Raw genomic sequence first — 19,766 nt, 5'->3', positions numbered from 1 at the left:
GCTGCCCACCCGGCCGACGCCCAAACGGCCGGCGTCGGTCCACCCCGACACTCACCCGTTGCGGGTGAACCGGCCTCACCCGGACGCGGGTAATCCTGCGAAGAAGCGTGGGGAGGGGACCTGATGGGCGCGACGGCAGCGCAGTACCTGCAACAGTTGGACGCCGGTCGGCGCCCCAACCTGCCGGAGACCACCGCAGGCACGCTGCGGCTGGACATCGGCGGCGACGGCTGCACCGAGCACTGGTATCTGACCGTCTGCGACCAGCACGTCCGGGTGACCCGCTCGGCTGACGACGCCGATCTGGTGGTCCGCGCCGATCGTCTGGTGTTCGACCGGATGGTCAACGGTGAGCTGCATCCCGGCTCCGCCATGTTGCGCAACGAGCTGACCATGCGGGGCGACATGCACCTGCTGATGGTGCTGCGGCGAATCTTCGCCGGACCGGCCAACGCCCGCCACCCTCGGGAGCTGGGTCGAGCCGCCCTGGCGCACCGGAGTGCGCCGGCCGCCCGGGAGGGGCGGTCGTGAAGCAGGAACTGCTGCACGTGATCGCCGGAAACATGTTCGCGATCAGCGACGCCCAGGGCGACATCGAGGCCGACGCGCAGGCGCCTGTCGGTCTCTTCGGGTACGACACCCGGTTCCTGTCCCGCTGGGTGCTCACCATCGACGGCGAACGGATCAACGCGCTGTCCCGCGACGACATGACGTACTTCGAGACCCGGTTCGTCCTGGTCCCCGGCGTGGCGAGCCACTACGTCGACGCCGACGTGTCGATCATCCGGCACCGCTCGGTGCACGACTGCATGCACGAGAAGATCACTGTGCTCAACCACTCGGCGGCACCCGCCGAGTTCACCGTACGGGTGGAGATGGGCAGCGACTTCACCGACATCGCCGAGATCGGGCACCTGCGGCGGCGACTCGTCGAGGTCACCCCGGACTCGGCCAACCGCCAGCTCGTGCTGCGCTACCAGCGGCAGCGCTTCGTCCGCCAGACCACAGTGCAGAGCACCGAGCCGGTGGAGGTGGACGAGGAGGGCATGACGTTCCGGATCCGGGTCGCCCCGGAGGGCAAGTGGGAAACCGACCTGCACATCGGGTTGACCATGGGCGGCGAAGGCGGCCAGGACGTACGCGCCTCCCTGGAGTCGCACCAGCGGGCCGTGCGGGTGGGGATGCGCGAGGACCTGGCCAACTGGATGGACGCGGCCCCGTCGTTGACCGCCGAACGCGACGGACTGGAGGAGATGTACCGGGGCGCCCTGGCCGACCTGGCGGCACTGCGGTACAAGCCGTGGTCGTCCCCGGACCGGGTGCCGATCGCAGGTCTGCCCTGGACGATGTGGCTGTGCGGACGACACAGCATCATCACCTGCCTGCAGACGATGGCGTTCACCCCCGAGCTGGCCCCCGCCACGCTGCGGATGCTGGCGTTCATGCAGGGCGCCCAGCTCGACGACGACCTGGACGAGGAGCCGGGCAAGATCCTGGCCCACCTGCGCTACGGCGAGTCCGGGGCCTTCGGCGACCGGGCGAACGCGTTGTACTACGGCTCGGCGGACACCACCCCGCTCTTCGTGGTCCTGCTCGACGAGTACGAGCGCTGGACCGGTGACGCGGACCTGGTGCGCGAGCTGCGGCACCCGGCCCGGATGGCGTTGGACTGGATCGACGAGTACGGCGACCTGACCGGCGACGGTTACCTGCGTTACCAGCGCCGCAACGAGCACAGCGGCGCGATCAACCAGTCCTGGAAGGACACGCCGGACGCGATCACCAGCGCGCGTGGCCAGGAGCCGGCCTTTCCCCGGGCCACCTGCGAACTACAGGGCTACGCGTACGACGCGAAGCGGCGCGGTGCCCGGCTGGCCCGGGAGGTCTGGGACGACCCCGCGTACGCCAACCGGCTGGAGCGGGAGGCGGCAGCGCTCAAGGAGCGCTTCAACCGGGACTTCTGGCTGCCCCACCAGGACTACTACGCGTTGGCACTCGACCCGTACGGCGAACCGGTCGACGCGCTGGCCTCCAACATCGGGCATCTGCTGTGGAGCGGGATCGTCACCGACGACCGCGCCGGAGCGGTCGCCGAGCACCTCATCGGGTCGCGGCTGTTCGGCGGTTGGGGAGTGCGGACCTTCGCCACCGGCCAGCGCCCGTACAACCCGATGGGCTCACACCTGGGCGCGGTGTGGCCGGCGGACAACGCCCTGATCGCCGCCGGGCTGCGCCGCTACGGCTTCGACGCGCAGGCGGCCACGATCGCGGCCGGCATCTTCGACCTGGCGCACACCCTCGGTGGGGCCGTGCCGGAGATGATCGCCGGCCACGACCGCCGGCTGACGAAGTATCCGGTCCAGTTGCCGGCGGCCGCTCGCCCGCAGGCGTGGTCGTCGGGGGCGCTGCTGATGCTGCTGGGCACCATGCTGGGGCTGCGACCCATCGGCGACAACCTGCTCGTCAACCCGGCAGTGCCGGAGGGGTTCGGCCGGCTGGAACTGCTCGACATTCCCGGCCGGTGGGGTCGCTCCGACGCCTACGCCAGGGACCGGACCACGGCGCACCGACCCGGGCCCCGGCTGGGTTGAGCGGCTGAGGAACGGCGGTCAGCCCATCGTCTTCGCGCCGTCGATCGACTCCCGCAGAATGTCGGCGTGCCCGGCGTGCTGGGACGTCTCGGCGATCAGGTGCAGCAGCACCCGACGGACCGTCCAACTCGCGCCCGGCTCGAACCAGGGCGCCTGCGGCAGCGGGTGCGCCGAGTCCAGGTCGAGGGTGGCGATCAGCGCGTCGGTCTCGTCGGCGACCTCCTGGAACCGCTCGACCAGGCCGGCGAGGGTCTCGCCCGGCGTCATCCGGAACTGACCGACCCAGTTGATCTCCTCGCGCTGCATCGCCTCCGCCCCGCCCACCGCGAAGAGCATCCACCGGTGCTCGACGCCGGCCACGTGCTTGATCAGGCCGCCGAGGCTCAGCTCGCTGACCGTGGGGCGGGTGGCCGCCTGCTCGTCGGTGAGCCCGTCCACGGTCTGCAGGAGGAAGCCCCGGTGCCGGCGGAGCGTCTGCAGTAGGTCGGCCCGCTCGCCGGTGAGCTGCTCCGTGCTGGTCATGCCGCCACCCTCCGTCGATGTCCACTCGGTGCCACCCTAGGACGACGCACCGACAGTTCCGGGTGTCGGACCCGACGTGCGACGAACGAGTCGCCAGCGGTTGCCGATCCGCGTCCGGGGCGGTCCACTGAATGACATGGGTGTGATTAAGGTGGGCACGTCGTCCTGGGCCGACCAGTCGTTGCTGCGCTCCGGGTGGTACCCACGCTCGGCCAACACGCCGGCCCGACGGCTCGGCTTCTACGCCACCCGGTTCCCGCTGGTCGAGGTGGACACGTCCTACTACGCGATTCCCGTGCCGGAGACCACGACGGGCTGGGTCGACGCCACACCTGACGACTTCACCTTCAACGTCAAGGCGTTCAGCCTGTTCACCGGTCATCCGACGCCGGTCGCCGTGCTACCTCGGGACCTGCGCCCGGCCGGCGGCCCGAGCCGGATCCGCCGCCGTGACCTGCCGCCGGAGGCGTACGACGAGTTGTGGGCCCGGTTCCGGGCGGCCCTCGACCCGATCGCGGCGGCCGGCAAGCTGGGTGTGGTGCTGTTGCAGTTTCCCCCGTGGCTGGTGCGCAGCCCCGCGGCCGAACGCCGGATCGTCGAGCTGGCGCAGCGCTGCCGGCCGTGGCGGGTCGCGGTGGAGCTGCGGCACCGCTCCTGGTTCGACGGTCCGGCCGCGCCGGAGACACTTGACCTGCTGCGCGCGCACGAGCTGTCCATGGTCTGCGTCGACATGCCACAGGGGCACCCGTCGTCGGTGCCCCCGATCCTGACCATGACGACGGAGCCGGCGATCGTCCGGTTCCACGGTCACAGCGACGCCTGGGGCGAGGGCGACAAGCAGGACAAGTTCCGGTACGCGTACGCCGAGGACGAGCTCCGGCACTGGGCCGGGCTGCTGGCCGAGCTGGCCGCCGGGGCCGACGACCTGCACGTGCTGTTCAACAACTGCTGCGCCGGGCAGGCCCAGCGTGACGCCACCCGGCTGGCCCAACTGCTCGCCGAGACGATGGTCGCCGAGCACGCCGTCCCCGCGACCGGCTGATCGCCGTACCCGCCGGCCGACCGGTCGCGGGTGGTCTCAGGACCGTCGTCCCCGGCTGCGCAGCGCGTCCTGGGTCGACTCGCCGATGTCCGCGTCGTCGGGGAAGCTGCGGCCGCTGGGCGCCGGGTCGGGTGGCGCACCCGGTCCGGCCATCGTCGTCCGGGTCGGCTCCACCGAGCCGAAGCCGTGTCGTCCCGCCGGGTCCGCACTGCCTGGCCGGGCGCCCGCGCGCCGTTCGCCGCGCCGCCCCTCGGGCACCGCGGTCGGCTCGCTGCCCTCGTCCATCGGTGAGTCGCCGTCGGTGCCCCAGGGAGCGTCGGCGTCGAAGCCGTCGCCGGTGCCCCACGGCCTGGTCGCCTCCGGCTCCAGCCGGTCGTCGTCGCCGTCGCGTCCCTTGTGCGCCGTCATGGCCACCCCGCTCGTCGGTCCGCCGTTGCCGGCGGACATCTGCCGTCCCCGGGCCGGGAAGGCCGACCCGGGCGCGTCGCCCGACAGGTCGCCGGCACGCCACTGCGTCCCCGGACCGTCGTCACGTCGGTGCGCGCGCAGGGCCGGCCCGCGCCCCGCCGTCGAGAGGGCGGCGGGACGCTGGCCGGCCCGGCTTTTCAGCGTCCCGCCATCGCCATCGGTCGCTTGCCGTTGCTCATGCCGGCCAGCTTGATCATGCCCTTCGAGGCACCCTTCATGCTGCTGCCCCGACCGAGGATCCCCTTGAAGACCTGGCCGGGTTTCTGCTGCTCACCCATGTAGGCGGTGACCACCACGAGGGTTCCGGTCAACGCCGGAATGGCCCACTGGAGCAGCTTCATCTGCCGCTGCGAGGAGGCCACGCTGGCCGGGGTCTGGTGGTTCGGCTCGGTGGTCCCGCTCACCGGCGAGGCACCCGCCTTCTGCAGCCGCATGCCGACCAACCGGCTGTAGCCGGTCACGGCGAGCGCGCCGATCGTCAACGCCGTCTTGATGGCGCTGGTCCGGCCCACCCCGGACTGGGCCGCCACGCGTGGGCTCTCCGTTACCAACTCGCCGACCGCACCGGCCAGGTGCGCGCCGATGGCGGCCGCGTTGACCGGGGTCCATCTGGACCATCCCGCCGACGCGACCGAGAGTCGCTGGGTCGAGTCGCTGACCTTCGCGGCTGCGCCGTTGACGCCGAAGGCACCCATGAGGGAGCCGCCGAACCAGGCCGCGAGGCCCAGATCGTGCATCGAGCGCAGTGCGGTATGCCGTTCGGACATGTGATCCCCTTCCGCCGTGTTGGGCGCTGCGGCTTACCCGCCGCCCGGGCGGCTAACCCCGTCGCCCGGCGGCTGATCCGGCGCCGCACCGGTTCGACCGGGACGTTCGGGTCTCGACGAGGCCCAGCGTCGCCGGCAGGAGTCGTCCGCGCGGTGGCGGGTAGATCCCGAGCGACGCTGACGGAGAGGGGAACGGGATGTCGCAGCCGGACGAGAGTCGGGAGAAGACCCCGAAAACCGACGCGGTGCTCATGCACCCGGACAACGACCCACACCGGAGCACCGCGGAGGTCGCGCCGCGCAGGGAGCACGCCGAGATCCAGGTGGAGCGCGACGGCGAGCTGGTCCCGCTGGAGCAGGACGAGTGACCCGCCCGGACGCTCCGGTGCGGCTCAGCGGGGCGGCAGGTCGCCGGCGAACCCGGCGATCCGCCGCGCCAGCGGGGCGCTCGCGCGCACCCAGGTGAAGTGGTCCAGAGCGGCACCGGCCTGCGCCGTCGAGTAACGCTCACGGGTGAGCGGGGCGGCGGCGAGTTTCGCGCAGAAATCGTCCATCGCATCATGCGGGGTGTACTGGTCGTCGTCCACACTGACCGCCAGCACCGGTGTGCGCACCGCGCGTACCGCCGCCTCGGCGTCGGTGCCGTTGAGCCGGGGAAAACGGCCGGTCCGCGCGGTGTACGCCCAGTCACGGACCACGCCGCGCGCCTGTCGGCCGCCGAAGCCCCAACCCGGCCAGACCCCGAGCAGGGCCGCGGTGGCGGCGATCCCCTGGGTGTACGGCAGCACGCCGAGGCCGCGCAGACCCGGATAGCTTCGCCAGTACGGGATGCAGACCGCGATCAGTGCCAACGCGTCCACCTCGTCCGCGCTGTGCAGGGCGAGGTGCAGCAGTGCGGCCTGACCGCCCAGCGAGTGCCCGGCAAGCACCCGGGTGCGCCCGTCCAGTCGTGGTTTGAGCGCGGCCAGCACGGCGCCGACGTCGTCGGCCAACTCGGCGTAGCCGTAGCGGTCGGTCCGGCTCGGCGCAGGTGTGCTCGCCCCGTTTCCGCGCAGGTCGACAACGACAACGGCAAGCCCGGCGGCGCGTAGCTCGGCCGCGAAGGGGCGGTAGTAGCGGGCCCGTACCCCCATCGCGGGCCAGATCACGACCACCGGTGCGCCGGTCGTGCCGGCCGGCTCGGGGTAGATCTGCACACCCAACCGGGCGCCGTCGACATCGACGAACTCCTGCGCGTACCCCGGGTCTGCGTCCATCCGCCCAGCCTACGACCTCACCGTTACCGACGGGTAGCCGATGGTGGGTCGACGCCACGGAGGGCCCCGCCGTGGCGGGGCCCTCCGGTTGGCGACGCGGTCAGGAGACGGAGATCGTCCCGTTGCCGGCGCGGACGCAGGCCACCGACCGGGCGCTGGTGGTGGCCGCGCCGCTCAGGCACTGGCCGAGCACCTGGTGCCCGGTGGCGTTCGGGTGCCACGACTCCTGGCAGGTCTGGAAGTAGCTCACGCAGGTGTTGGCGATCCGCTGAATGGCGATCTTGTCCTTGCCCGCGAGGCTGGTGACGAACGTGCCGGTCGCGCCGTCCTGGAGCCGGATCGGGGTCGCCAGCGCACCCGTCGGGCTGCTCGTCTGCTCACAGAGCCGGGCGCCGTTGAAGGCCTGCTGCACGTTCAGGTACACCAGGTCGTCGGCGGGGAACTCGCCGGCCAGGGTGTCCCTGGTGGACTTCACGATCGTGCCCAGGCTCTGCGAGAACCGGTGGCCCGGCGCCAGGCTGGCGCGGTGGATCGGGCAGCCCGCCGCGTACCGCTCGGCACCCAGGTCGCGGAACTTGTCCCGGGTGTCGTCCCGGCTGTCCTCCTCGTGGAACTGCGGGTTCAGGTCCAGCGGCAGCGGGTTGGTGTAGTCCTGGAACACCACCCGGTGCTGCCCGTCCGCGTCGATCTGGTCGAGCGTGCTCAGCACCTGGCGGACGGCGGCGGTGGTCTCCGCGGTCGCGGCGCTCACCTGCGCGGCGGTGGCCAGGTCGGCGTCACTGCACGGCTTCTGCTCGACCGGGCCGTTCAGGTACGCCCAGAACTCCCACCAGCCGGTCCACGCGTCGGCGATGAACCGGTTGGCGCACTTCTCGGCGACGCTGCCGAAGGTGAACGAGCTGTTGTTCGACCCCAGGCCGATCAGCACCAGGTCGATGTCCTGGGTCTGCGCGACGGCGCGGAGCTGGTCGAGCTGCGCGGCGACGGTACGGCCGTTGGTGCGCGCCTGGGAGGCGTTGGCGATGTCGTGCGGCTGGCCGCCGGAGCAGGCCAGGTTGAACCGGTTCTGGATGCCCGGCAGGTTGGCCTGGTTGAGCGAGGCGTTGGCCGACCGGTGGCAGAAGAACGCGTTGTTGTTCGCCGCGGTCCAGCCGGGGAAGCCCTGGGCGACGCCGTTGACGTCGACCACCGGGGTGTACGCCCCGGCGCCCTCACCGCTGATGAAGCTGTCCCCGAGGGCCACCGCGGCGGTGGGTAGCGCGGCGGACACGGGTGCGGGCAGCGCGACGGCTGTCGACAGCGCGGCCAGGGCGATCGTGAGTCCCGCGGCGAGCGCGGTACGCCGGAACCTGGGCATGGGGCCCCCATCCATCGAAAGATGAAAGATTCTCTGAGAGCGCGATCAGATCACTCCTGCACGACGGGCGTCAATGGCCCGTAACAGAATCTTTCGATGAACGACATCGGCCCGTAGGCAGGCCGCGCTACCCGGTCGCGAGTGGACCCACACGCCGGGTGTCGAACCCCGACCCGCGCGGCCGGGCCGGGTGTCAGCGACCGGTCGGGTGGTCGCGGCGGTTCCGCACAACCACGCCCACCGCGTTCAGACCGACACCCCAGATCAGCAGTACGCACAGCCACTGCACCCACCGCAGCGCGCTCATCTCACCCGAGAGCAGATTGCGTACGCTGCCGAACGGGGTGAGCCACGGCTGCGCGGAACGGAGGGCGTCCACGGCACCCAGCAGCGCGAACAGCCCCAACGGCAGGACGATAGTGGCCAGGAACGCGATCACCGTGGAGCGCAGCGACAGCCCCAGCCCGGTGCCCACCAGGCCGGCGACGAGCTGCACGAGCACGCTGCCCACCGCGACCGTCCCGGCGAACCGCCACGGCTGGTCGGCGACGTCGGCCGGGGTGAGCGCCAGCGTCGCGGCGCAGATCAGCACACCGACAACGCCGACGACGGCCGCCGGCAGCCCCACCGCCAGCACGGCGGGCAGGACCGGGCCGCGGAGCGACCCCCGGCGCAGGTCGCGGACCAGCAGGATGCCGAAGAGCGGCGTCGCGACCGACATCAGGCTCTGCACGGTGCCGGAGAGTTCGGCGAACGTCCGGTCGGCGGGCGCCGCCGCCGCGACCACCGCGACGGCGGCCAGCAACCCGGCCACCAGGGTGCCCACCAGCAGCCACCGTCGGGTCCGGGTGCCGAGGGAGCGCCGCAGGGCGTCGTGAATCGTCGCGTCCATCCCGACCGCCTCCCGATCTCCTCGACCCGGACGGCGCGCACCCCGCGCGCCAACAGGTCGAGATCATGAGCGAGCGTATCGGCGACGCTGTCTCTGCGTGGTCCCGTGATCACCCGCAGACTGTTCGTTGGCTCACGTCCGGGCGGCCCCGCGCGGCGGGTCGCGTAGGTCGTCCGGGACTTGTCCTAGCCTCGGGCTAGGCTCGCTGCGGCGCGCCACGCCGGCTGAAGTCGCCGGTGACCGGCAGCACACAGCCGAGACCGGGGAGTACGACCAGTTGACCGCAGAGCCTGACACCCTGTATGGGGCCGATGACCTCACCCACCTTGAGGGGCTGGACGCCGTCCGCAAGCGGCCCGGCATGTACATCGGCTCCACCGACAGCCGTGGCGTGGGTCACCTCGTCAACGAGATCCTCGATAACTCCACCGACGAGGGCGTCGCCGGCCACGCCAGCGCCGTCGAGGTGATTCTGCACGCCGACGGGTCGGTGCAGGTCGACGACGACGGCCGGGGCATCCCCACCGACGTGCACGCCAAATCCGGCATCTCCGGCGTCGAGCTGGTGCTCACCCGGCTGCACGCCGGCGGCAAGTTCGGCGGCTCCGGCTACAAGACCTCCGGCGGCCTGCACGGCGTCGGCGCGTCCGCGGTCAACGCCCTGTCGCGCCGGTTCGACGTGACCGTCCGCCGGGCCGGCAAGATCCACGCGATGTCGTTCCGGCACGGCGTACCGGGAATCTTCGACGGCGACGGGCCGGACGCGCCCTTCACCGCCGGCCCCGGGCTCCAGGTCATCGGCGCGATGAAACGTGGCCAGCGCACCGGCACCTCGATCCGCTGGTGGCACGACGCCCGCTACTTCGAGACCGGCGCGGCGCTCGACGTCGACGCGGTCCGGATGAAGCTGCGCAACACCGCGTTCCTGGTGCCCGGTGTGACGTACCTGCTGCGCGACCTGACCGGCGAGACGCCCGCCGAGGAGCGGTTCCACTACCCCAACGGGCTCAGCGACATGGTGGAGTTCCTCGCCCCGGCCGGTGACCGGCCGGTCTCCGGCACCCTGCTCGTCAACGGCGAGGGCACCTACCGGGAGAACGCCGCCGACGCCAACGGCGTCATGCAGTCGAACGTGCAGCGGCGCGCCGAGGTCGAGGTGGCGTTCCGGTGGGGCACCGGCTACGAACGCACCGTCGAGTGCTTCACCAACACCATCCGCAACGCGCACGGCGGCACCCACCGCAAGGGCTTCGAGCGGGCCCTGGTCCGCGCCCTCGCCGACGCGGTCCGCAACACCCGCGGCCTGCTCAAGGCCAAGGAGGAGCCGCCCACCCTGGACGACGTCCTGGAGGGGATGACGGCGGTGGTGCACGTGCGCATCCCGGAGCCGCAGTTCACCTCGCAGACCAAGGACGAGCTGTCCACCACCGGCATCACCAAGGTCATCCAGAGTCTTGTCGACGCGCACGTCAAGGCCTGGCTGGAGGACAAGCGCACCAAGGCCGAGGCGCGCACCGTCCTGCAGAAGATCGTCGACGCCGCCCGGGTCCGGCTCACCCAGAAGCAACAGAAGGACGCCGCCCGACGCAAGACCGCCCTGGAGGGCGCGTCCATGCCGCCGAAGCTGGTCGACTGCCGGGCCACCGGCGTCGACCGCAGCGAGCTGTTCATCGTGGAGGGTGACAGCGCCCTCGGCTGCTTCACCGGGGATACCAGGGTCGCGTTGGCCTCCGGGGAGAGTCGATCCTTCGCCGAACTGGCCGCCGACTGGCAGCGAGGGGTCAGCCACTTCGGATACACAACCAACAGGGCCGGCCGCGTCGTGGTCGCTCCGCTCGTGGAACCGCGACTCACCAAGTCCGATGCGCCGCTGGTGCGAGTGACGCTCGACAGCGGCGAATCCGTGCGGTGCACTCCCGATCACCAGTTTCGGCTGCGCGACGGCTCCTACCGCCGAGCCGATGCCCTCGCACCGGGCGATTCGCTGATGCCCCTCTACCGGCGGCTGTCCAGTAAGGCAGAGGGCCACGATCTCCAGGGCTATGAGCAGGTCTGGATGAACGACCGGGACGAGTGGGTCTACACCCACTACCTCGCTGACGGCTGGAATCTGCGGCATGGCAGGGACAGTGCGGCCAATGGCAACGTCCGCCATCACATCGACATCAACAAGCGCAACAACGACCCTCGCAACCTGCGATGGATGACGTGGCCGGATCACTCCGCGCTCCATGCCGCGATGATGGGTGAGCACGTTCACGCCGGCTGGCGGGAGTGGTTTGAGAACGGCGGCCGGGAATTCAGGTCGGCCATGCTGACGGCTCAGTGGCGCGATCCTGATTTTCGTGTGGCCTGCCTTGCCCGCCTGTTCGCACTTAACGAGTCACCAACATTCCGGGCCAAGATTGAGAAGCGTTTCCGGGAGTGGTACGACGCGCTCGGTGCCGAGGAGAAGCTTTCCTACGCCGAGCGGATGCGTGAGCGGCAGGCGGCATACTGGTCGCAGCCTGAGCATCGCGCCGCGGCAGCCGAACGCGTCCGTCAGTACTTCACCGATCCGTCCCGTCGCCAACAGTGGCGTGACCGTTCCGTGCAGCAGTGGCAGGACCACGAATTGCGCGCCTGGCGCTCGCGGAAGACCGTCGAACAGTTCGCGGACCCGGGGGAGCGAGCCCGTCAGCGCAACGCGGTGGTGGCCTGGTACCGGGGCAACCCGGAATTCGGCGAGGCCCACTCCCGCCGAATGCGGCAGCGGATGACGGATCCGAGCACCGGCCATCTGGCGAAGGTTCAGGCGGGTCGGTCCCGCTACGTCGACAGCGTGCCCCGTGCCGAGCGAGTCGAACGCCAGCAGGAAGGCCGCCGTCTGGCAGCGTTGCGTCGTCTGGCGCCGTTGCTGGCGCACCGCGACGAGGAATTGGCAACCGCATACGACGCCGAGCGGATGCGGACAGCTCGTACCGGGCTCCGCTTCAACCGGCTTCTGGCCCTTTACGACGGGGATTACCGGCGACTTCGAGAAGCAGCCTCGTTCGTCAATCACCGCGTCGTCGCAGTGGAGGCGCTGGACGAGAGGGCCGACGTCTACGACCTGACGGTGGACGACTATCACAATTTCGCCCTCGATGCAGGCGTGTTCGTCCACAACAGCGCACGGGTGGCGCGAACTGCCGAATACCAGGCGCTGCTGCCGATCCGGGGCAAGATCCTCAACGTGCAGAAGGCCAACCTCCAGCAGGTGCTGGACAATGCCGAGTGCGCCGCCATCGTCCAGGTCCTCGGGGCCGGCTCGGGGCGCACCTTCGACCTCTCCGCGCTCCGCTACGGCCGAGTGCTGATCATGGCCGACGCCGACGTGGACGGCGCCCACATCCGGACGCTGCTGATCACCCTCTTCGCCCGCTACATGCGACCGCTGATCGAGGCCGGCCGGCTCTACGCCGCGATGCCACCCCTGCACAAGATCACCACCAGGGGGCGCAACCCGCAGACCGTCTACACCTACACCCAGGCCGAGATGGAGACGACGGTCCGCAAGCTGGAGAAGGCCGGCAAGCAGATCGTCACGCCCATCCCACGCTTCAAGGGCCTCGGTGAGATGGACGCCGACGAGTTGTGGGACACCACGATGAACCCGGCCACCCGGGCCGTCCGCCGGATCACCCTCGACGACGTCGACGCCGCCGAACGCATCCTCGAGTTGCTGATGGGCGAGAAGGTCGAGCCGCGCCGCAACTGGTTGATCGACTCGGCCGGCCGGGTCGACCGAGATGCGATCGACGCATGAGCTCACGTTTCATTCGAGTGGAGAGCTGAGTCATGGCACGCCGCAAGGAAAACAAGGTCGACCTCTCCTCGTTCGACCAGGCCGGCGCGCGGGTCTTCGACAACCCGCTGGTCACCGAGGTGTCCGACTCCTATCTGGAGTACGCGTTCTCGGTCATCCACTCCCGCGCCCTGCCCGACGCCCGCGACGGTCTCAAGCCCGTACACCGGCGCATCCTCTGGTCGATGTACGAGCAGGGCTACCGCCCGGACCGCGGGCACGTGAAGTCCGCCCGAATCGTCGGCGACTGCTTCGTTGCCGGCACGCTGGTCTCCACGCCTGACGGCCTGCGGCCGATCGAGGAGATCGAGGTCGGAGATTTCGTGCTGGACGGCCAGGGCGCGTCGGTTCCGGTCACCACCGTCTATCGGAACCCGACCTCTGACCTCGTTCGCGTCACCTGGAGCAATGGGCACACGATGCTCGTCACCCCGGGCCAGCGCTTCCGGGTGGTCGCGGATGACCTCTCGGTGCAGTGGGTCGAGGCTCGTGACCTTGCGGGATACCTGGCACTGGCCTACGGCAGCCGCCGTAATGAGGTGTCGCCGCGCGATGGCGACGTCTACGACTACGTGCGCGGGCTGCTGGTAGCCGAGGGCTTCCCGGTTGATCGGAACCGCGCGGCGGACGGCCGGGTCCGAATCCACATGTGCGACATCGAACCGCTTGACGTCGCTCATGGCTGGGCCATCGCCAGTGGAGTGAACGTCTCCCGCGGGAAGCGTGAGGCTGTCAATCCCCGCCATCGTGACCAGCACATTCTGACTTTCAGCCGGAACCAGGGATTGTTGGAGGTCACCGAGCCGCTCAGCCGCGACAAGCACGTGCCACGCGACATCCTGGGCAACCGTTCAGGGTGGGCGCCGTTTCTCGCTGGGTTCTTCGACGGCGACGGCTACGTCCGCAAGCGGTTCCGAGAGATGGTCTTTGTCAGTACCAGCGAGCTGCTGGTACGGCAGATATACGCCATGCTGGCCGACCTGGGGCTACACGGGCACTACTGGACCAGCGGTCGTCACTCTGACGGAAATCCGCTTCACGGGCTTTCCGTATCCGGGCGAGACGCTGCGGTCCTCGCTCGGATGCTGCTGCCGTGGGTGCGGATCGGCTACAAGCACGATGGCCTGCAACGGGTTGCCGATATCGACTACCAGTACAGCGGCAAACAGGGCAATGACCGGTTGCCGTACGGCCCTGTGGTAGCGGAGTTCACGGCAGCGCATCAGGGTGGCGGATGGTTCCGCGATCAGGCCGGACAGGCGTTTCGCGCTTCGTTGTCCGCGAGCGGTGGACCGAGGGTGCGGTATGGCAAGGACCGTAACGGGGTTCTGCTCGCCGACCGATCATTCAAACTGGAGCGTGCGGTACGAGACGGCTGGATCGACAAGCTCCAGCGCATCGGCTCACCGCTCGCTGCCCGGCTGGAGGCGCTGATCGGTAATGCGTTCCTGCGGGTCACCTCGGTCGAGGCGGTGTCGCCGGATGTCACGTACGACATCCAGGTGGGCAGCGACGAGCACGCCTTCGTTGCCGAAGGCCATGTCGTTCACAACTGCATGGGCAAGTACCATCCACACGGCGACACGGCGATCTACGACGCCATGGTCCGCCTCGCGCAGGACTTCTCCCTCAACGTGCCCCTCATCGACGGGCACGGAAACTTCGGCTCTCCGGACGACGGCCCGGCTGCCAGCCGTTACACGGAAGCCCGGATGTCCCGTGAGGCGATGCTGCTCGTCGGTGAGCTGGGCGAGGACACCGTCGACGTCGAGCCCAACTACGACGGCTCGCTGACCCAGCCGACAGTGTTGCCGGCGGCCTTCCCCAACCTGCTTGTCAACGGCGCGTCCGGGATCGCGGTCGGAATGGCCACCAACATGATCCCGCACAACCTCGCGGAGGTCGTCTCCGCCGCCCGCTGGCTGATCAACCACCCGGACGCCACCCTGGACAAGCTCATGGAGTTCGTCCCCGGCCCCGACCTGCCCAGCGGTGGGGTGCTGCTCGGCCTGGACGAGGTGCGCCGGGCGTACGAGACCGGGCGCGGCGTGGTGCGGATGCGCGGCAAGGTGGAGATCGGCCCGATCGAGGGCAGCCGGGGCCGCCAGGCGATCACCGTGGTCGAGTTGCCCTACGGCGTCGGCGCGGAGAAGGTCATCGCCGCGATCACCAACGAGGTCACCAAGACCAAGCGGCTGACCGGCATCGCCGACGTCAAGGACCTCACCGACCGGGAGAGCGGCACCCGACTCGTCGTCGAGTGCAAGGTCGGGGTCAACCCGCAGGCGTTGCTCGCCGACCTCTACCGGCTGACCCCACTGGAGCAGTCGTTCGGCGTCAACAACCTGGTCCTGGTCGACGGGCAGCCGCGCACGTTGGGGCTCAAGGCACTGCTGGAGGTGTTCCTGGCCCACCGGTACGAGGTGGTCACCCGACGCACCTCGTACCGCCGGCGTAAGCGCCAGGAGCGGCTGCACCTGGTCGACGGTCTGCTGATCGCCCTGCTGGACATCGACGAGGTGGTCCGGCTGATCCGGGGCAGCGACGACGCGCAGGCCGCGAAGGACGGGCTGATGAGCCGGTTCGGCCTGTCCGACATCCAGGCCACCTACATCCTGGACACTCCGTTGCGGCGGCTTACCAAGTTCGACCGGATCGAGCTGGAGACCGAGCAGGAGCGGCTGCGGGCCGAGATCGCCGAGTTGAGCGCGATCCTCGACGACGAGCGGGTGCTCAAGAAGCTGGTCTCCGACGAGCTGGCCGCCGTGGTCAAGCAGTTCGGCACCGAGCGGCGTACGACCCTTGTCGACGGGGACCTCAAGGAGGTGTTGGCCGCGTCCGCGCCGGCCGGCCCGCTTGAGGTCGCCGACGACCCGTGCCAGGTGATCCTCTCCGCGACCGGGTTGGTCGCGCGGACCGCGGCCGAGTCGGAGGAGAGCGCCGAGGGGCGTCGGCGCAACGGCCGGGTCAAGCACGACACGGTACGCGCCATCGTGCACTCCACGGCCCGTGGTCGGGTGCTGTTGCTGACCAGCGCCGGCCGGGCCTTCAAGGTCGATGTTCTACCGCTGCCGGTGCTGCCGGAGCAGGCCGGCACGGTGTCGCTGCGCGGCGGCATGTCCGCGGCCGAGCTGGTGCCGTTGGCGGCGGGGGAGACCGTCGTCGGCCTGGCCCCGTTGGGCGGGCAGGCGGACGGCTCGCCAGGGCTGGCGCTGGGCACCCGGCAGGGCGTGGTGAAGATCTGCGCGCCGGAGTGGCCGGTACGCTCCGACGAGTTCGAGGTGATCGGCCTGCGGGACGGTGACGAGGTGGTCGGGGCGACCTGGCTGACCGACGGCGACGAGACGCTGACCTTCGTCACCTCGGAGGCGTCGCTGCTGCGCTTCCCGGCCGCGCTGGTCCGTCCGCAGGGCCTCAAGGGTGGCGGCATGGCCGGCATCAGCCTGCCGGCCGGGGCGCGGGTGGCGTTCTTCGGCGCGGTCCGCACTGACGACCCGGGGCATGGCGAGCCGATGGTGGTGACCTCCACCGGGGCGACGGTTAAGGTGACGCCGTTCAAGGCGTACCCGGCGAAGGGCCGGGCGACCGGCGGCGTGCGTGCGCACCGCTTCCTCAAGGGTGAGACGGACGTGGTTGTGGCCTGGGTGGGGCCGCGCCCGGTCGGCGCGACCGGCACCGGTGATCCGGTGGAGTTGCCAGCGGCGGACCCCCGCCGGGACGGCTCCGGCTTCGCGGTGATGCTCGGCCCGACGGTGGTAGGCCACCTGATCGAGCGCGACTGACCCACCCCGACCGCCCGCCGCTCGGCCTCAGCATCCGTGGATGTCGGCGCGCGAGCCGCCGAAGATCGTGCTCGATCCTGGAAGTAGTGGCGTCACCCCACGGCGATGCCACTCGATCCCGGATCGAGCACGATCATGCGAAGGGGTCTGCGCGCTAGAATGACGGCTCTGTTGTCGACGATGGCCCGGGTGCGCCGCCAAGCACCTCTCACATGACCTCTCTTCTGTCCGGCGGAGTCGCCGGCGCGGCGTGAGCGCCGCCATCCGGGTGCGGCCGTCGCGCGAGCTGCGCGCCGCCCGCCGACCCCGACAGCATCGCTGCTGGGGGCACCTGATCGCCGCCCCGCTCTGGCCGCTGCACGGTGCGAATCTGGGCACCCTCCTGCGTACCTGCGACGCGGTCGGTGCCTGCCTGGCCGTGCCACCGTTTCGGTGGGTGGACGAGGCTCTGGCCCGCGGCAACACCCTGCGTCGGCCGGGCTGCGTGCACCGGGTCGGCAGCCCGCTGCGGTGGCTGGCAGCCGAACGGGCCGCCGGTGCCCGCATCCTCGGTGTGGAGTTGGCCGACGAGGCCGTCCGACTCGGTGACCTGCCTGCGGCTCGGGGGCGCACCGTCGTGCTGCTGGGGCACGAATCGAGCGGCATCCCGCCCGAGGCCCTGGACCAGCTGGACGCGGCCGTGGAGATTCCCATGATCGGGCATGGTCAGAGCCTCAACGTGGCCGTCGCCGGTTCGCTGGTCCTCTACAAACTCGCCGGCATGCTCTAGGCGCGACGGAGGGGATCAGGCGACGTTGTGCGGGCGGAACTGGACGCTCACCCGGGGGCCGACCGGGCGGGCGGTCTTCGGGATGGCGTGTTCCCAGGTGCGTTGGCAGGAGCCGCCCATGACGATCAGGTCGCCGTGGCCCACCGGGAAACGCAGGCTGTCGCCGCCGCCGCGCGGGCGCAGCAGCAGCGGTCGGGGTGCGCCGAAGGAGACGATCGCGACGACGGTGTCGGTGTGTGCCGAGCGGCCGATGGTGTCGCCGTGCCAGGCCACGCTGTCGTTGCCGGAGCGGTAGAGGCACATGCCGGCGGTGACGAACGGTTCGCCCAGGTCGGGTGCGTAGTGCCGGGTCAGGGCGGCGCGTGCCTCGGTGAGCACCGGGTGTGGCAGTTGCCGGTCGGCGTCGTACCAGCAGAGCAGGCGGGGCACGTCGACCTCGCTGTCGTACATGGTGCGCCGCTCGGCCCGCCAGGGCACCTCGGTGAGCAGGGTGTCGAGGACGGTGTCGGAGCCGTGCACCCAGCCGGGGAGGTGGTCGACCCAGGCGCCCCGGCTGAGCTGGTGGCGGCGGATCTGGCCGGGCAGTGATCCCAGGGTCGGCCCGGCGTCGGCCAGGTCGAGCATCGACGGCTGATAGGCGGCCCGCGTCATGCACCCACCCTAGCAGCGCTTTCGTACACCCGTGCCAACGGCTGGGTCAGTTTGGCCGGACGGCCTCCAGGACCGCGTCCACGACCCGGGCCCGGCCCTGGCCGTCGACGGTCGACCAGGCCCGCGCGGCGAGTGTGGCGCGTCGCTGCGGTGAGCTGAGCAGCCCGAGCAGGGTCCGCGCCGCCGCCGCGCGGGTTGCTCGTCCGGTGACGCCGGCGGCGGTCAGCTCCGGCAGTTCGCCGAGCCCGGCGGCGAGGCCGTGGCGGACCACCCGGGCGTACGACTCGCGTTGGTTGTCGACAACGCAGACCAGCGCGGCGGGTGCGCCGAGGCAGCAGAGTTCCCAGGTGGACGTGCCGGCGGCGCTGACGACCAGGTCGGCTTCGGTGATCAGGGCGGGCAGCGCGCCGGTGGGTGGCACCGGCCGGATGAGCTGCCCGCGGCCGGGGGCGATGTCCTCGATCTCGGCCTCGATCTCGGGTCGGCCGACGATGACAGTGAGGTCCATCGGATGGCCGGTGGCGACAAGCACCCGGGTCAGTACCGGTGCCGCGCCTACCGCGTCGGTGCCGCCGAAGAAGGCCAGTACCCGGGGTCGGCTGACAGTCGTGGCGGGCGGAGGCGCCGGCGGTCGGGCGGTGATCACGGAGTCGCGTAGCAGGGCGTACCCGCTGCCGGCGAGCAGCCGGCCCGGCAGCCCGGTCAGCTGCGCGCCGAAGTTCTGGTCGAGGTACAGGTCGGCGACCTGGCCCCGGGTGTCCCCGTCGATCACGGCGAGGGTGAACACGCCGGCGGTGCGTAGCGCCCCGGCTCCGGCCGGGTCCAGCTCGTAGGAGTCGAGGACCAGCACGTCCAGGTGGTGCCGGCGGGCCGCGTCGACCAGCTCGTCCGGCGTGTCCGGGCCCGGGTGCAGGGGGATGCCCCGGGCGGCCAGTTCCGCGGTGGCCCAGGGGAGCCGTTCGACGGTGCCGAACACGGCGACGTGGACTCCGCGGGTGAGCAACTCCTCGGCGAGGGCCAGGCAGCGGACGAGGTGGCCGACTCCCCGCCGTGGGCTGGCGTCGCACCGCAACCCGACCCGCGGCGTGCTCAGCACTCCTCCAGCTGCTTCTGTCGGACGTCGGCGTTGAGGGTGCGCAGGTGGGGTTGCCCGTGCAGCCACCCGGCGAGCGTGGCAAGTGGCACGCTCACGTCCCCGAAGTGGTCGACGATCGCGCTGACCAGCGTCCAGTCCCGCTCGGTGTCGAGGGTCAGTCGCAGCGCCGACCGGTCCGGGGTGAGCGTCACCCCGAGCACCCGGAACAGCTCCGGATGCGTGTACGCGTACGAGGTCACGTGCACCCGGTGATGGTCGGTGGCGAGCCGGTCCAGGGTGCGCAGCGTCTTCGCCGCGATGATCTCGGCGTCCAGCCCGCGGGGCAGTGTGCGGGCGATCGACGTGCTCGCGTAGTCGAGCCCGGGGACCGCCCGGTAGACCGCCGCGACCAGGGCGATGATCTCCGGGTCGAGCAGCGGGCAGTCGGCGGTGAACCGCATCACCGCGTCCCCCGGGTGCGCGGCGAGGGCACCCACGAATCGGCCCAGCACGTCGTCGACCGGCCCGCGGTGGCAGGCGACGCCCAGCCGCGCGCACTCGGCGACCACCGCGTCGTCGACCGGGTCCGTGCTTGTCGCGACCACCAGGTCGGCCAGGACGCCGCTGTCGTGGGCGGCGCGCACCACCCGGCCCAGCACGGAACGCCCGGCGAGCGGGCGGAGCACCTTGCCGGGCAGCCGGGACGAACCCATCCGGGCCTGCACGATGCCGACGATCCGGGGTGCCGTGCCGTTCGTCGGGGCCAGC

Annotated in this window: 15 protein-coding genes and 4 pseudogenes; 10 read left to right on the top strand and 9 right to left on the bottom strand. The window is 70.9% G+C overall.

All coding sequences use genetic code 11. The features are described 5' to 3' along the window. The first annotated feature begins 123 nt into the window (after window positions 1-123). Both AB0B85_RS06635 and AB0B85_RS06630 read left to right on the top strand, forming a co-directional pair. A complete protein-coding gene (locus AB0B85_RS06635; RefSeq protein WP_357404284.1) occupies window positions 124-531 on the top strand; it encodes an SCP2 sterol-binding domain-containing protein in 408 nt (135 codons plus the stop codon). After that, window positions 528-2,591: a glycogen debranching N-terminal domain-containing protein gene (locus AB0B85_RS06630; RefSeq protein ID WP_357404282.1), complete on the top strand. Its 2,064-nt coding sequence runs from the start codon at window positions 528-530 to the stop codon at window positions 2,589-2,591. The genes AB0B85_RS06635 and AB0B85_RS06630 overlap by 4 nt, the downstream gene beginning before the upstream one ends. An 18-nt stretch (window positions 2,592-2,609) precedes the next feature. Here AB0B85_RS06630 and AB0B85_RS06625 read toward each other — a convergent pair whose 3' ends face one another. After that, a complete protein-coding gene (locus AB0B85_RS06625) occupies window positions 2,610-3,113 on the bottom strand; it encodes a DinB family protein (RefSeq protein ID WP_357404280.1) in 504 nt (167 codons plus the stop codon). Window positions 3,114-3,249: 136 nt separating this feature from the next. On the opposite strand from AB0B85_RS06625, the gene AB0B85_RS06620 reads away from it, so the two are divergent. Continuing rightward, window positions 3,250-4,155: a DUF72 domain-containing protein gene (locus tag AB0B85_RS06620; RefSeq protein ID WP_357404278.1), complete on the top strand. Its 906-nt coding sequence runs from the start codon at window positions 3,250-3,252 to the stop codon at window positions 4,153-4,155. 36 nt (window positions 4,156-4,191) lie between these two features. Here the strand turns inward: AB0B85_RS06620 and AB0B85_RS06615 are convergent, their stop codons facing one another. Beyond that, complete coding sequence (locus AB0B85_RS06615; protein WP_357404276.1) at window positions 4,192-4,602, bottom strand: hypothetical protein; 411 nt, start codon at window positions 4,600-4,602, stop codon at window positions 4,192-4,194. A gap of 158 nt (window positions 4,603-4,760) precedes the next feature. Further along, window positions 4,761-5,390 carry a hypothetical protein gene (locus AB0B85_RS06610; protein WP_357404274.1) on the bottom strand — a complete coding sequence of 210 codons (630 nt, stop codon included), beginning with the start codon at window positions 5,388-5,390 and terminating at the stop codon, window positions 4,761-4,763. A 197-nt stretch (window positions 5,391-5,587) separates the two neighbouring features. Between AB0B85_RS06610 and AB0B85_RS06605 the strand changes: the two genes are divergently transcribed. After that, window positions 5,588-5,758 carry a hypothetical protein gene (locus AB0B85_RS06605; protein WP_357404272.1) on the top strand — a complete coding sequence of 57 codons (171 nt, stop codon included), beginning with the start codon at window positions 5,588-5,590 and terminating at the stop codon, window positions 5,756-5,758. Window positions 5,759-5,782: 24 nt separating this feature from the next. Here AB0B85_RS06605 and AB0B85_RS06600 read toward each other — a convergent pair whose 3' ends face one another. The 3 genes from AB0B85_RS06600 to AB0B85_RS06590 all read right to left on the bottom strand — a co-directional run bounded on the left by AB0B85_RS06600 (window position 5,783) and on the right by AB0B85_RS06590 (window position 8,895). Continuing rightward, complete coding sequence (locus AB0B85_RS06600; protein WP_357404270.1) at window positions 5,783-6,646, bottom strand: alpha/beta fold hydrolase; 864 nt, start codon at window positions 6,644-6,646, stop codon at window positions 5,783-5,785. 100 nt (window positions 6,647-6,746) lie between these two features. Beyond that, window positions 6,747-8,003 (bottom strand): hypothetical protein, encoded by a 1,257-nt coding sequence (locus AB0B85_RS06595; RefSeq protein ID WP_357404268.1) that lies wholly within the window; start codon window positions 8,001-8,003, stop codon window positions 6,747-6,749. Window positions 8,004-8,196: 193 nt separating this feature from the next. Further along, window positions 8,197-8,895, bottom strand: coding sequence for a hypothetical protein (locus AB0B85_RS06590; RefSeq protein ID WP_357404266.1), 699 nt, complete (start codon window positions 8,893-8,895; stop codon window positions 8,197-8,199). A gap of 180 nt (window positions 8,896-9,075) precedes the next feature. Between AB0B85_RS06590 and AB0B85_RS06585 the strand changes: the two are divergent. From AB0B85_RS06585 to AB0B85_RS06560, 6 genes and pseudogenes are all read left to right on the top strand, one after another. Further along, window positions 9,076-12,037 (top strand): annotated as a pseudogene (locus tag AB0B85_RS06585) (ATP-binding protein); the annotation flags it as partial. Window positions 12,038-12,043: 6 nt separating this feature from the next. Continuing rightward, window positions 12,044-12,682: pseudogene (locus AB0B85_RS06580) on the top strand (toprim domain-containing protein); the annotation flags it as partial. 32 nt (window positions 12,683-12,714) lie between these two features. Next, window positions 12,715-12,969 (top strand): annotated as a pseudogene (locus tag AB0B85_RS06575) (DNA gyrase subunit A); the annotation flags it as partial. 171 nt (window positions 12,970-13,140) lie between these two features. After that, window positions 13,141-13,776, top strand: a pseudogene (locus tag AB0B85_RS06570) (LAGLIDADG family homing endonuclease); the annotation flags it as partial. Window positions 13,777-13,803: 27 nt separating this feature from the next. Continuing rightward, a complete protein-coding gene (locus tag AB0B85_RS06565; RefSeq protein WP_357404534.1) occupies window positions 13,804-16,503 on the top strand; it encodes a DNA topoisomerase (ATP-hydrolyzing) in 2,700 nt (899 codons plus the stop codon). A gap of 250 nt (window positions 16,504-16,753) precedes the next feature. Next, window positions 16,754-17,272 (top strand): TrmH family RNA methyltransferase, encoded by a 519-nt coding sequence (locus AB0B85_RS06560; RefSeq protein ID WP_357404264.1) that lies wholly within the window; start codon window positions 16,754-16,756, stop codon window positions 17,270-17,272. Window positions 17,273-17,287: 15 nt separating this feature from the next. Here the strand turns inward: AB0B85_RS06560 and AB0B85_RS06555 are convergent, their stop codons facing one another. The 3 genes from AB0B85_RS06555 to AB0B85_RS06545 are packed head-to-tail and all read right to left on the bottom strand — an operon-like array spanning window position 17,288 to window position 19,765. Then, entirely contained in the window at window positions 17,288-17,923 is a 636-nt protein-coding gene (locus AB0B85_RS06555) for an alpha-ketoglutarate-dependent dioxygenase AlkB (protein WP_357404262.1), read from the bottom strand. A gap of 46 nt (window positions 17,924-17,969) precedes the next feature. Continuing rightward, window positions 17,970-19,016 (bottom strand): spore coat protein, encoded by a 1,047-nt coding sequence (locus AB0B85_RS06550; protein WP_357404532.1) that lies wholly within the window; start codon window positions 19,014-19,016, stop codon window positions 17,970-17,972. Next, window positions 19,013-19,765 (bottom strand): glycosyltransferase family protein, encoded by a 753-nt coding sequence (locus AB0B85_RS06545; RefSeq protein ID WP_357404530.1) that lies wholly within the window; start codon window positions 19,763-19,765, stop codon window positions 19,013-19,015. The genes AB0B85_RS06550 and AB0B85_RS06545 overlap by 4 nt, the downstream gene beginning before the upstream one ends. Window position 19,766: the final 1 nt, after the last annotated feature.

It is taken from the genome of Micromonospora sp. NPDC049044, from assembly GCF_040649215.1.
Lineage (GTDB): Bacteria > Actinomycetota > Actinomycetes > Mycobacteriales > Micromonosporaceae > Micromonospora.
The sequence above is the reverse complement of the archived record's forward strand: the minus strand, read 5'-3'. Positions and strand labels throughout refer to the sequence as shown.

Coding starts and splice junctions, on each gene's coding strand:
- AB0B85_RS06625 (WP_357404280.1), bottom strand. CDS start 3,113: ATGACCAGCACGGAGCAGCTCACCGGCGAGCGGGCCGACCTACTGCAG.
- AB0B85_RS06555 (WP_357404262.1), bottom strand. CDS start 17,923: ATGACGCGGGCCGCCTATCAGCCGTCGATGCTCGACCTGGCCGACGCC.
- AB0B85_RS06610 (WP_357404274.1), bottom strand. CDS start 5,390: ATGTCCGAACGGCATACCGCACTGCGCTCGATGCACGATCTGGGCCTC.
- AB0B85_RS06595 (WP_357404268.1), bottom strand. CDS start 8,003: ATGCCCAGGTTCCGGCGTACCGCGCTCGCCGCGGGACTCACGATCGCC.
- AB0B85_RS06590 (WP_357404266.1), bottom strand. CDS start 8,895: ATGGACGCGACGATTCACGACGCCCTGCGGCGCTCCCTCGGCACCCGG.
- AB0B85_RS06605 (WP_357404272.1), top strand. CDS start 5,588: ATGTCGCAGCCGGACGAGAGTCGGGAGAAGACCCCGAAAACCGACGCG.
- AB0B85_RS06615 (WP_357404276.1), bottom strand. CDS start 4,602: ATGTCCGCCGGCAACGGCGGACCGACGAGCGGGGTGGCCATGACGGCG.
- AB0B85_RS06600 (WP_357404270.1), bottom strand. CDS start 6,646: ATGGACGCAGACCCGGGGTACGCGCAGGAGTTCGTCGATGTCGACGGC.
- AB0B85_RS06635 (WP_357404284.1), top strand. CDS start 124: ATGGGCGCGACGGCAGCGCAGTACCTGCAACAGTTGGACGCCGGTCGG.
- AB0B85_RS06565 (WP_357404534.1), top strand. CDS start 13,804: ATGCTGCTGCCGTGGGTGCGGATCGGCTACAAGCACGATGGCCTGCAA.
- AB0B85_RS06620 (WP_357404278.1), top strand. CDS start 3,250: ATGGGTGTGATTAAGGTGGGCACGTCGTCCTGGGCCGACCAGTCGTTG.